This window comes from Neobacillus drentensis (genome assembly GCF_021560175.1).
GTDB lineage: Bacteria > Bacillota > Bacilli > Bacillales > Cytobacillaceae > Neobacillus > Neobacillus drentensis_A.
Genome location: NZ_CP091110.1, coordinates 914282 through 927282 on the forward strand (window position 1 = coordinate 914282; position 13001 = coordinate 927282).

10 protein-coding genes are annotated in these 13001 nt (G+C 42.1%); 8 read left to right on the plus strand and 2 right to left on the minus strand.

Features of this window, described 5'->3' with window-relative positions; all coding sequences use genetic code 11:
* The first annotated feature begins 17 nt into the window (after positions 1 to 17).
* Positions 18 to 785: a 3-hydroxyacyl-CoA dehydrogenase gene (locus L1999_RS04335; RefSeq protein WP_235742452.1), complete on the plus strand. Its 768-nt coding sequence runs from the start codon at positions 18 to 20 to the stop codon at positions 783 to 785.
* A 101-nt stretch (positions 786 to 886) separates the two neighbouring features.
* Here the strand turns inward: L1999_RS04335 and L1999_RS04340 are convergent, their stop codons facing one another.
* Positions 887 to 1093: a zinc ribbon domain-containing protein gene (locus L1999_RS04340; RefSeq protein WP_235742453.1), complete on the minus strand. Its 207-nt coding sequence runs from the start codon at positions 1091 to 1093 to the stop codon at positions 887 to 889.
* A 338-nt stretch (positions 1094 to 1431) separates the two neighbouring features.
* Between L1999_RS04340 and L1999_RS04345 the strand changes: the two genes are divergently transcribed.
* The 5 genes from L1999_RS04345 (at position 1432) to recQ (ending at position 8955) form a co-directional block, all read left to right on the plus strand.
* Positions 1432 to 2577 (plus strand): acyl-CoA dehydrogenase family protein, encoded by a 1146-nt coding sequence (locus L1999_RS04345; protein ID WP_235742454.1) that lies wholly within the window; start codon positions 1432 to 1434, stop codon positions 2575 to 2577.
* 12 nt (positions 2578 to 2589) lie between these two features.
* A complete protein-coding gene (locus L1999_RS04350; RefSeq protein WP_235742455.1) occupies positions 2590 to 3744 on the plus strand; it encodes a thiolase family protein in 1155 nt (384 codons plus the stop codon).
* A gap of 140 nt (positions 3745 to 3884) precedes the next feature.
* Positions 3885 to 5456 carry a fatty acid--CoA ligase gene (locus tag L1999_RS04355; protein WP_235742456.1) on the plus strand — a complete coding sequence of 524 codons (1572 nt, stop codon included), beginning with the start codon at positions 3885 to 3887 and terminating at the stop codon, positions 5454 to 5456.
* 15 nt (positions 5457 to 5471) lie between these two features.
* The gene (locus tag L1999_RS04360) at positions 5472 to 6566 is read left to right on the plus strand and encodes a CaiB/BaiF CoA transferase family protein (protein ID WP_235742457.1); all 1095 of its coding nucleotides are present in this window, start codon (positions 5472 to 5474) and stop codon (positions 6564 to 6566) included.
* Positions 6567 to 6828: 262 nt separating this feature from the next.
* Positions 6829 to 8955, plus strand: a complete 2127-nt coding sequence (gene recQ, locus L1999_RS04365; protein ID WP_235742458.1) for a DNA helicase RecQ — start codon at positions 6829 to 6831, stop codon at positions 8953 to 8955.
* Between the two features lie 832 nt (positions 8956 to 9787).
* Here recQ and L1999_RS04370 read toward each other — a convergent pair.
* The gene (locus L1999_RS04370) at positions 9788 to 10582 is read right to left on the minus strand and encodes a formate/nitrite transporter family protein (RefSeq protein WP_374104001.1); all 795 of its coding nucleotides are present in this window, start codon (positions 10580 to 10582) and stop codon (positions 9788 to 9790) included.
* 207 nt (positions 10583 to 10789) lie between these two features.
* Between L1999_RS04370 and yfkAB the strand changes: the two genes are divergently transcribed.
* Both yfkAB and hprK read left to right on the plus strand, forming a co-directional pair.
* Entirely contained in the window at positions 10790 to 11911 is a 1122-nt protein-coding gene (gene yfkAB, locus L1999_RS04375) for a radical SAM/CxCxxxxC motif protein YfkAB (protein ID WP_235742459.1), read from the plus strand.
* 133 nt (positions 11912 to 12044) lie between these two features.
* A complete protein-coding gene (hprK, locus tag L1999_RS04380) occupies positions 12045 to 12968 on the plus strand; it encodes an HPr(Ser) kinase/phosphatase (protein WP_235742460.1) in 924 nt (307 codons plus the stop codon).
* The last annotated feature ends 33 nt before the right edge of the window (positions 12969 to 13001 follow it).

The window sequence follows — 13001 nt, forward strand, 5'->3', positions numbered from 1 at the left end:
AAGGGGGTTATGGAAATATGCATATTCAAACATGCAGGGCCGTTGTAACAGGGGGAGCTTCCGGACTTGGAGAGGCTACTGTTCGCAACATCATTGAAAAAGGTGGAAAAACCGTTATCCTCGACCAATCAGAGGAAAATGGCTCACGCCTTCAGAATGAATTAGGCGATGCTGCTTTATTTTTAAAAGCAGATGTGACCAAGGAAAAGGAGATTCAAGAGGCAATCAATCAAGCGGCTGATTTCTTGGGTGAATTAAATACAGTAGTGAACTGTGCGGGAATCGGGATAGCCGATAAAGTATTGGGGAAGAAGGGGGTACATAACCTTGAGCTCTTCTCCAAGGTCATCCAAGTAAATTTAATCGGTACCTTTAATGTCATCCGTTTGGCAGCAGAGAAAATGGCAGGAAATAATGTGAATGAACAAAATGAGCGCGGTGTTATGATCAACACGGCTTCTGTGGCTGCTTTTGACGGACAAATCGGTCAAGCTGCCTATAGTGCCTCCAAAGGCGGAATTGTTGGCATGACCTTGCCGATTGCAAGAGAGTTAGCCCGGTACGGAATTCGCATAATGACCATTGCACCGGGATTGTTCCACACACCTATGTTTGATACTCTCCCGGACGAAGCAAGAATTTCACTTGGAAAAATGGTGCCGTTTCCTCCACGCCTTGGATATCCCAGCGAATACGCACAGCTTGTCCAGAGTATAATCGAAAACCCCATGCTAAATGGTGAAACCATCAGGCTCGATGGTGCAATCAGGATGCAGCCTAAGTAATATATGGGACGACAAACCATCATCTCTTTTTGGCTATGAATCTATTTCAATCGTGCCATATTGGAGGGATTCCCACTTAGGAGAATCCCTTACAAACATAATTATCCTCCAAAGAACAAATCAAGAATGTTCGAAGCGGTCGATGTTTTTTTATGATAAAACTCTGAATATCCGCATTTCTTACAAAAAACAACGGTGAATGTGTTGTGCTGAAGGTCAAACATCTTGGATAGCCCTGTTCCGGTCATTGCTACATCTTTCGTGCCAGCTTCCCTGCTTCCGCATTTCATACATCCTTTTTCACTCATCGCAATCAACTCCAAGTTTAAATATCCCAGATTATTTACGATTGAGGTTAGAAAAAGTTGCATATTTAAATGTAAAAATAATCTAAATTATCTTTCTTATCTGCTACAATAGGGGGAGACGAGCTTTATTTGGAAGACTTTTTCCAATTAATGTAGAATTACTTTTTATTTTGTAGAATAACTGTCTTTTTCGTAGAATTATCCCTTATTTTTGTAGAAAAAATCTTAGATTTGTAGAATAACCTTAGAAAATTGTAGAATCCATACAAAATCATTTTAATCTCAAACTCACATCGATAAAGTAAGCGTTTACAAAAATCGAAAGCGAGGTTACTAGAATGAAGCATCCCTATTTAAACGATGATCACGAAATTTTTCGTCAGTCATTAAGAAAGTTTTTAGAAAAAGAAGCATATCCCTTCTATGAACAGTGGGAAGAAAAGCGTATGATTCCGCGGTCATTCTGGAAAAAGATGGGGGAGCAAGGCTTTCTGTGCCCGGATATTGATGAAAAGTATGGCGGCAGCGCGGTTGACTGGGGATTTTCCGTAGTCATCAATGAGGAGCTTGAACGAGTCGGATCAGGCTTAGTGGGTATTGGGCTCCACAGTGATATTGTCATTCCGTATATAACTTCTTACGGAACCGATGAACAAAAACGGCGCTGGCTGCCGAAGTGTGTAACAGGTGACATTATTACAGCAATCGCAATGACCGAGCCTGGAACCGGCTCAGATTTAGCGAACATTAAAACTACCGCCAAACTGGAAGGTGACTGCTATATCGTCAATGGCCAAAAGACCTTTATCACGAACGGAATCCAATCTGACCTGATCCTTGTTGCGGTCAAAACCAACCCACATGCAGTTCCTAAACACAAAGGAGTAAGTCTCCTCCTGATTGAGCGGGACACACCAGGATTTTCTCGAGGAAGAAAACTGAACAAGGTGGGGCTGCATTCTCAAGATACAGCTGAACTAATTTTCGAAGACTGCCGTGTACCAAAAAATAACCTGCTGGGGGAGGAAGGCAAAGGCTTTCTTTATTTAATGGAAAAACTTCAACAGGAACGTCTTCTTGTCGCAATTGGAGCACAAACGGCTGCAGAAGTGATGCTTAAGACGACGATTGACTATGTGAAAAGCAGGGAAGCCTTTGGAAAACGAGTTAGCCAATTTCAAAATACCCAGTTTAAGATCGTTGAAATGGCAACAGAAATTGAAATGGGCAGAGCCTTTTTAGATCAGTTAATCGCAGAACACATGGAAGGGAGGAATGTGGTAACGAAGGTGTCGATGGCCAAATGGAAACTGACGGACATAGCAAAACGGGTCGCTTCCGAATGCATGCAGCTCCACGGCGGTTATGGCTATATGGAAGAATACGAGATTGCGAGGAGATTCCGTGACATCCAGGTTTCTAGTATTTACGCCGGAACAAACGAAATCATGAAAACCATTATTGCCAAAAATTTAGGATTATAGGGGGAAATAATCATGCGTGAAGTAGTCATTGTAGAAGGCGTTCGTACACCGGTTGGGAGAAAAAATGGGGTTTTAAAAGATATCAGACCGGATGACCTGGCAGGTTTAACCCTAAAAGAACTCATTAACAGGGCTGGAATCAATCCAGCAATCATTGATGACGTTATTTTAGGATGTGTGACCCAAGCGGGAGAACAGGCTGGGGATATTGCACGGGTTGCTGCATTAATTGCCGGATTCCCAATCGAAGTTCCAGGAACAACAATTGACCGCCAATGCGGCTCCAGTCAGCAGGCCGTTCATTTCGCGGCACAAGCCATCCTTGCTGGAGACATGGATGTGGTCATCGCTGGCGGTGTTGAAAGTATGTCCCGAGTGCCAATGGGATCCAACTACAAGGGAGTGGAAGAGCCATTTAGCCCGGCGTTACGGTCAAAGTATGAAATGATTCACCAGGGTCTATCGGCCGAGAGGATTGCTAAAAAATATGGGTTTACCCGCGCTGAACTTGACCAATTCGCACTGGAGAGCCACCAGAAGGCCCTTAAGGCGCAAGAAGAAGGATATTTTTCGAGAGAGATTTTTCCAATTGATGTGACCCTTCCCGACGGAACAACTGTTGTTATTAAGGAGGATTCGGGTCCTAGAAAAGGAACTTCTCTTGAAGCATTAGCCGGTCTCCGTCCAGCGTTTAAAGAAGATGGGGTCATTCATGCCGGGAATTCCAGCCAAATTAGTGATGGTGCAGCCGCCTTATTACTGATGTCTCGGGAAAAAGCAGAAGAACTTGGTCTTAAACCGCGCTTCAGGGTCCACACACGTGTGGTCGTTGGCTCAGACCCCACCTTAATGCTGACAGGACCAATCCCGGCCACGCAAAAGGCGCTTGAAAAATCAGGACTTTCGATTGATGATATGGATGTATTTGAAGTCAATGAAGCCTTTGCTCCTGTACCTCTGGCATGGTTGAAGGAGACAGGTGCCGACTCTAGGAAGCTGAATCCGAACGGAGGTGCGATTGCCTTAGGCCACCCTCTAGGCGGCAGTGGTGCACGTTTAATGGTTACGATGATGCATGAGCTTGAGCGGACAGGTGGGAGATATGGATTACAAACCATGTGCGAAGGTCATGGAATGGCAAATGCAACGATAATTGAGAGGTTGTAACCGCGTTAAAATTTGGATTCGCTGATAAAACTGTAAAATCGCTGATAAACCTGAAAAAATCGCTGATAACCCTGAAAGAAACGCTGATAAAAAAATTTTCAGTTCCAAATCCTCAAAAAGTAAATAATTGGAGGCGCCTAATGAGTACAACGATTGGCAAAATCTTTGATTTAACCGTGAAAAAGTTTCCGAACAAACCGGCTATTTACGATGTGAGAAAAAATGTCCGTTATACCTATCAAGAATGGAGCGAACAAGTGACTCGGCTAGCCAATGCCCTTTTAAAAGAAGGGGTCAAAAAAGGAGACCGCGTATCCACCTTCATGTTTAATACCGAAGAATTAGGAACAGCCCTTTTTGCCTGCGCCAAAATCGGGGCGGTATTTAATCCAATTAATTTCCGATTAACGCCGGAAGAGGCTGCGTTTATTCTTTCAGATGCCACTCCAAAGGTAGTTCTTTTTGAAAAAGCTTTGGAGCCAGTAATTGAGACGATTGCAGGCCGATTTGATCACACCGCCTTTTGGTTTATCGAGGACGAAAAGCCGGACTTTTCCGCATCCTATCAAGAAAAACTGGCAGATGCTTCGACTGAGGACATTAAAATAGAGGTAGCTGAATCTGACACCTATGCGTTTATCTATACAAGCGGAACCACCGGAAGGCCGAAAGGTGTGATGCATACACACCGTAATATGGTAGACCAAAGCGTATTATGCATTGCTGCCGAAAAGCTTGAAACAAACGATGTCGGCCTTGTTACGGCACCCATGTTCCATTGTGCCGAACTCCATTGTGCTTTTATTCCAAGGGTGCATGTCGGGGCAAGTAATGTCATTTTGCATCAGTTTAATCCGAAGGCCATCCTGCCATTAATTGAACAAGAAAAAATTACGAAACTATTTGCCGCTCCAACGATGTGGAATATGCTCCTTCAAGAAGATTTAACTCGATATAATCTCTCCAGTCTGAAGCTAGGACTTTATGGCGCGGCCCCCATGGCTCCATCGCTTGTTCACGCGCTGCATGACCGCTTAGGTATCTCTCTGATTCAGGCTTACGGGATGACAGAAATGGGACCAGCTATTACCTTCTTGTCAGAGAATGATCAGCTCCGGAAAGCAGGCTCTGCCGGACAAGCCGCTTTAAGTCATGATATTCGAATCGTCCGCACAAGAGAGGATGGTCCTTCCGATCCGGATGATATCGTTCTAGTGGGAGAAACAGGCGAGATTATTGTACAGGGGCCATGTATGATGAATGGTTATTTTAATCGGGAAGATGCGACTGAAAATGCCCTGTATAAAGGCTGGTACCACTCTGGGGATATCGGTTATCTGGATGAAGAAGGATACCTATATGTCAATGACCGTGTCGACGACATGATTATAAGCGGTGGAGAAAATATTTATCCAAGAGAAGTAGAAGACTTGTTGCATGGGCATCATGATGTCTTGGACGTGGCCGTCGTGGGTCAGCCAGATGACCGCTGGGGTGAAACGGTTACTGCCTTTATTGTAAAAAAGAATCCGGCGGTTACGGAACAGGAACTGGATGAGTATTGTAAAAACAGCGACAAATTGGCTAATTATAAACGCCCTCGCAATTACGTTTTTTGTGAGACACTTCCGCGGAATGCAAGCGGTAAAATTCAAAAATTTATTTTGCGAAAACAATTAGAGCAGCTTCTAGCCCCAGATTCCAGCAAATAGGAAAGGGTTTTGACTATGCTAAAAGGGATAAAGGTGATTGATTTTACCAACTATCTGCCAGGACCATTTGCGACTCTCAGATTAGCGGAATTGGGTGCAGAAATCATCAAAGTAGAGTCGCCTGATGGAGACCCGGCCAGGAATACAGGTGTATTGAAGGAAAATACGGGTCTTGTTTTTCTCGCTAATAACAGGCAAAAGAAGAGTATTACTCTTAATCTGAAAGAGCAGGAGGACTTGGAGATAGCACTAAGCTTGATTTCCCAAGCCGATGTAGCAATAGAAAGTTTCAGACCAGGGGTAATGGAAAAACTCGGTTTGGGATATGAAACGGTTCAACAAGTGAAGCCTGAAATCATTTATTGTTCTATCTCTGGCTATGGTCAAAATGGTTCGTTCAGTAAACTTGGCAATCATGACATTAATTATATGGCACTAAGTGGAGTTCTTTCTCAGCTTAAAGATCAACAGGGCAGACCAATTCATCCTTCGATTACACTTGCAGATTACTTGGGAGGGTTTGCTGCCAATGAGCGGATCCTTGCAGGCCTTGTTTCAAGATTTAAAACAGGAGAAGGAAGCTATCATTCTATTTCAATTACCGACCAGCTGGTATCCCTGCTTGGAAATCATGTCATGGTTGAAAAAGAAACAGGTGAGAGTACCGGAATTAATGTCCTGAACGGCAGCATAATATCCTACGCAATATATGAAACCAAGGATCAGAGGTATGTTAGCTTAGGGGCCTTGGAACCAAAGTTTTGGAAGAATTTTTGTTTAGCACAAGGTCGTGAGCATTGGTTGAGTGCCCACACTTCCAAAACAGATGCTTCCAACCAGGTCTTCCAGGAGATCACCGATCTTTTTAAAAGTAAGACGTTTTATGAATGGATTGAATTCTCCCAAGTAGTGGATTGCTGTATGGCACCTGTGCTCGAGGTGGGGGAACTGAGTGAGAACCCCTACTTTAAGGAGAAGGAACTCATCTTTGCATCGTCTTGGGGAGATTATCAGGTTAAAATGCACAGTGACTTAGCGCTTCCTGCCATTGAAGCACCACCCAAGAAAGGCGAGCATAGAGCAGAGATTTTAAATAGTATTCTCATATAAAACAAGGTAAAAGCTATCGGAGAGCCCGATAGCCTTATTTTGTTTGTAGGGTCTATTGCCTGAGCGTCAGGTAAAATAGTTAGGCTGTCAATTAAAAAGGGTTACATTACCAGGCGATCGGAAAAAATAGTAATACATCAATGATGCCTCCTCTACTCTCAACATAAAAATTTACCACATAGATTTAATTTAATAGAGCGGTACCTAATTCTAAAAAGCAGTATAATAGAGACAGTATGTAAAATTGAAAGGAGATACAGCCTTGTTTGATCAAGCACTTTCCCTATTAAAAACTCACTTCGGTTACAGCTCTTTCCGAAACGGTCAGGAGCAGGCGATCCGGTCGGTCTTAACAGGCCAGAATACCATTTGTGTCATGCCGACAGGCGGTGGTAAATCGATTTGTTATCAAATTCCAGCCCTCGTCCTTCCAGGTACCACAATCGTCATATCCCCATTAATTTCCTTAATGAAGGATCAAGTTGATACCCTCATCCAAGCAGGAATCCCAGCCACATTTATTAATAGCTCGTTAAGTTATTCCGAAGCCAATTCGAGAATCAACGAGGCCAAACAGGGGAAGTACAAGCTTTTGTACATAGCGCCGGAAAGATTGGAATCCTATGAATTTAGCGAGGACCTAAGACAGATGGACATCCCATTAGTGGCGGTGGATGAAGCCCACTGTATCTCTCAATGGGGACACGATTTCCGACCAAGCTATCGTCATATTCGGCAGATGGTTGCTAACCTGCCTCAAAAACCAGTTGTACTCGCCCTTACAGCAACCGCAACACCAAGGGTTCGGGAAGATATTTGTGATTCTCTCGAAATAGATCAAGCGAATACGATCATCACCGGATTTGAACGAGTTAACTTATCTTTTTCTGTTATCAAGGGTCAGGACCGTCTTAAGTATCTTCTTGATTACTTAAAAAAGAATCAGCAAGAATCCGGGATTATTTATGCGGCTACACGGAAAAATGTTGATCAGCTATATGAAAGACTGCGTAAGGAACAAATCAATGTTGCCCGCTATCATGCCGGGATGGGTGATGCAGACCGAGCACGGGAACAGGAAAGATTTTTAGAAGATAAAGCATCCGTGATGGTAGCTACCTCAGCGTTTGGCATGGGGATTGATAAATCCAATATCCGCTATGTAGTTCACTTTCAGATGCCGAAGAATATGGAGAGCTATTATCAAGAAGCAGGCCGTGCCGGCCGGGATGGGTTAGACAGTCAATGTATTTTGTTGTATTCTCCGCAGGATGTCCAAGTTCAGCGTTTCTTAATTGATCAATCAAGTGATCGAAACAGGATGACTCAAGAACTAGAAAAACTGCAGCAAATGGCGGATTATTGTCATACCGAGAACTGTCTGCAGGAATTTATTTTAAAATATTTTGGTGAAACAGAAACGGAAAGCTGCGGAAGATGCGGGAACTGTTTGGATTCAAGGTCCAGAATTGATGTAACCAAAGAGGCACAAATGGTGCTGTCGTGCGTGATTCGAATGGGGCAGCGTTTTGGGAAAAACTTAACTGCCCAAGTTCTAACGGGTTCTAAAAATAAAAAAGTTACTGAGCTGGGTTTTGATAGGTTAAGTACGTATGGAATCATGAAAAATCAGGGTGCTAAAGAAGTGGGGGATTTTATCGAATTCCTGATTTCACAAGAATTAATTGCGATTGAGCAAGGACAATATCCGACCATCTTTGTCGCTGCAAAAGGTAAGGAGGTCCTCTTAGGCAGCCAGCAGGTCTACCGAAGAGAAGCTGTTCAGGTCAAAGAAGTTTCGAAAAACGATCCGCTATTTGAATACTTGAGAGAAGTACGCAAGCGAATTGCTGAAACGGAAAATGTACCGCCTTTCGTCATCTTTTCGGATGCGGCACTTAAAGATATGTGTGCCAAACAGCCAAAAACCAACGAGGAATTTTTGCAGGTGAGCGGAGTAGGGGAGCACAAGCTGCAAAAGTATGGTCTGGAATTTATTCAAGCTATTCGTAAGTTTCTTGAGGAGAATCCAGAGTATCAAAGTGAAGAAGTACCAGCATCGAATCCACCGAAAAAATCGGCCAAAAGGGCGGTTCGTGATTCTCATTTAGAAACGTATAGCTTATATAATGAGAATCTGTCTTTAAATGAAATTGCTGAAAAGAGGGACTTATCTCTCAAAACGGTTGAGGAACATATCATCCAATGTGCACAGCAGGGGATGGAGGTGGAATTTACGGAACTCATTCCTGGGGAATATCTGCCATTACTAGAGCAGGCTGTGGAAGCAGCAGGAAGAAGCCGCTTAAAACCGATTAAGGAACTTCTGCCTGAAGAAGTCAGTTACTTTATGATTAAAGCATATCTTTATTTTTTAAGTAAAAAATAATCTTGTTTATACTATGAACGGTGTGCTACAGCAGTTATGAGTGGTTTATAACCGCTGATGAGCAAGAGTTGAAGGTGCTACGACAGATAAGAGAGGTTCATAACTGCTGAAGAGCAAGAGTTGAAGGTGCTACGACAGATAAGGGAGGTTCATAACTGCTGAAAAGCAAGAGCTGAGGGTGCTACGACAGATAAGAGCGGTTTATAACTGCTGAAAAGCAAGAGCTGAAGGTGCTACGACAGATAAGAGAGGTTCATAACCGCTGAAGAGCAAGAGCTGAAGGTGCTACGACAGATAAGAGCGGTTCATAACTGTTGAAAAGCAAGAGCTGAAGGTGCTACGACAGATAAGAGCGGTTTATAACCGCTGAAGAGCAAGAGTTGGAGGTGCTACGACAGATAAGAGAGGTTCATAACTGCTAAAAAGCAAGAGCTGAAGGTGCCACGACAGATAAGAGAGGTTCATAACTGCTGAAAAGCAAGAGCTGAGGGTGCTACGACAGATAAGAGAGGTTCATAACTGCTGAAGAGCAAGAGTTGAAGGTGCTACGACAGATAAGAGAGGTTCATAACTGCTGAAAAGCAAGAGTTGAAGGTGCTACGACAGATAAAAGAGGTTCATAACTGCTGAAGAGCAAGAGCTGAAGGTGCTACGACAGATAAGAGAGGTTCATAACTGCTAAAGAGCAAGAGATGGAGATCCTACGGCAGTTATGGAGAAACCTCGCCATCTCTTTGAACTGCGGCGAGGTTTTTATCATTAATAATTGTCGAAATCCTTAAGTTATTGTAGATATTTCCCTGGAAATTTGTCGATAAAAAGGGAGATTTCCTTAGTGCGCCTGCTCTTTATCGTACTCTTCTAAAAATGGTTTATTAGCATAGTAATACATCATCGCCATGAAAACCGCACCGCCAATTAAGTTACCAATCGTTACCGGAACCAAATTATGGACGACACCTGCCCAAGAGATCGTTCCTGGATGATTTAAAACCAAAGCAATTGCGAAGGTACACATATTAGCAATACTGTGTTCATATCCAGAAAGAAAGAAGCAAAATACAAACAACATCATTGCAAACATTTTTGGGCCATCCCCTTTTAACCCCATTGGAAGGAAAAAGGCCATACAAACGAGCCAGTTACAAAGAATAGCCCGGAAAAATAATTGAGTTGTTGGAACCTGCATTTTGATTTCCACAACATGAAGTAAAAAACTGTTCACGGACGAATCAGCAAAAAGTCCGGTAGTAAAGATAATAAAGGCGAACACCAATGCTCCTAAAATATTTCCAATATAACTGCAAATCCATAATTTTATGACATCTAGCCACGCCATTTTTTTCCTAAGGGCTGCATAGGTGTAGTAAAATGTATTACCGGTAAACAAATCACCACCGCCATAGGCGATTAAAATGATTGCTGCCCCAAAAGTAAGTGCTGCCATAGGATAGGCGAATGGAGAATGTTCAAGATAGAAAAAATTCCCCGTTTTAAAGGCGACAATGACACCAAAGCCAATAAACATACTCGCAAGCATGGCCCTTAGTAGATAGCGAAGGATACTTTGCTTAAAAATCTTAATCTTTTTTAAAGCGAGCTTTTCTGCCTCGCTTAAAGGTTGCATTTCCAAGTTGAATTCCCACCATTCTAACGTTTAATATTATTTGTATATTGTAAACTAAAATAGGCATGGTATGTATCTTTTTGGAGAGTTTTCCTAGAATATACACAATTACCATAACATAAACTTTTGTAATAGTTATAACAACCCATTTTTCTAGTAATAAGCTATAATAAAAAGGTTTTGAAGACTGATTTTTAAGGAGTATGTATGTTAACTAGAAAAAAGATAACCCCAAAATATGATCCATGGGAAGCTTACTTAGATATTGAGGAGTATGGAAAGCCGCTGCTTTCAAATATTGAATTCACCACAACAACACTATGTAATATGCGCTGTGAACACTGTGCGGTCGGTTATACATTGCAGACAAAGGATCCGCATGCATTGCCGCTTGAACTGCTATTAAAGAGATTAGACGAAATTCCAACATTGCGCTCTTTAAGTATTACAGGGGGAGAACCGATGCTATCGTTATCCTCTGTAAAAAATTATGTTGTTCCGCTTTTAAAGTACGCCCATGACCGTGGTGTAAGAACACAAATCAATTCGAATTTAACCCTTGATTTAGGTCGTTATGAGCTAATTGTTCCTTATTTAGATGTCTTACATATTTCACATAACTGGGGTACAGTCGAAGATTTCGCTCAGGGCGGTTTTGCGAGAATGGAAAAAAAGCCTGATAGTAAACAACGGGAAGCCTATTTTACAAGAATGATAGAAAATAGCCGTGAACTGGTGAAGTCAGGAATAATAGTTTCTGCTGAAACCATGTTAAACAAGCGGACACTTCCACATTTAGAAAAGATTCACCGTCAAATAGTCGATGAGATGTTATGTCAGCGGCATGAGATCCATCCCATGTACCCGAGCGATTTTGCCAGCGACCTTGAAACCTTATCACTTAGAGAGTTAAGAGAGGCTATCCATCATTTATTGGATATTCGTGATGAGAAGATCTGGATGTTGTTTGGAACACTGCCCTTTTATGCTTGCAGTACTAATGAAGAAGATTTAGTCCTTTTAAAACGATTATATAATAGTAAAAATGTTACCGTCAGAAACGATCCAGATGGCCGTTCTCGTTTGAATGTGAACATCTTTAATGGTGACATCATTGTAACGGATTTTGGTGATACACCAGCACTAGGAAACATTCAAACAACCAATTTGTTACATGCATACCACAATTGGCAATCCTCTAAACTAGCAAAAGAATTAAGTTGTCATTGCCCAGCTGCAGCTTGCTTAGGTCCCAATATTTTAGTGAAAAATAGTTATTATCAAGATATGGATTTTTCAACTCTAAAGGCAAATGTGGTAAAATCCTAATAAATTTATAAGGTTAACCAGTTTCCTGGTTGACCTTTTCTTTATGGTATAAGATAGAAATTCTCATTCTCTTTTGTAAAGGATGATAAAATCAAGATTAAGAAAGTGATTTAGGATGGAGAGTGCCATTGACTTGAAGATATTAACAGTTGAAGATTTAGTTCGGAAATTTTCCTTGGAGGTACTGGCCGGGGAAAATCAATTACAAAAAACCATTACACAAGCTCGATCTCATCGTCCGGGTTTAGAATTCGTTGGCCACTTTGATTTTTTTCCGACTGAACGTGTTCAAATCCTTGGAAGAAAGGAAATTACCTATTTGCATAAGTTAAGCATTGAGGAGCGTCAGATACGAATAGGGAATATCGTTAAATACCACCCTCCATGCTTTATCGTTACAGCGGGACAAGAAGGTCTAACCTATTTAACCCAATATTGTCATGAAGAGGGGATCCCGTTGTTATGTAAGTTAGAACCACAAACGACTTCTGAATTTATTATGAAGCTTGATGCTTATATGGTAAAAAAGTTAGCACCAGAAATCGCCGTCCACGGGGTTTGTATCAATGTATATGGAATGGGCATTTTACTTCGAGGTAAATCAGGTATCGGCAAAAGTGAAATTGCCCATACAATGATTGGCAGAGGTCATAGGCTGGTGGCTGACGATATTGTTGTCTTAAAAAAACTTAGTCCAAGAACCATTCTCGCCACACATGACGGAAAAACGAAGGAATTTCTTGCTCTTAGAAGTGTAGGCCTATTGAATGTCGTCCGTTTATATGGAAGGAAAGCTTTTCAGGATGAGACGAGAATCGCGCTCGATATTGAGCTAACCAAATGGCAAAAAAATTCCCTTCATAATGAATTAGATCTCGAATCTAGATTTACGGAATATATGGGCGTTCGAATCCCTCATATTGAGATTCAGCTCCAACCTGGCCGTGATGTTGCAGGCTTGATTGAAGCCGCAGCCAATAACTGGCTTCTTAAGCAGGAAGGATACAGTGCTGCAGAGGAGTTTATGAGACGACTGGAATCTGATTTCAGCTTGTAAAAACAAGGAAGGCAAAATCCTTAATTCCTTTTT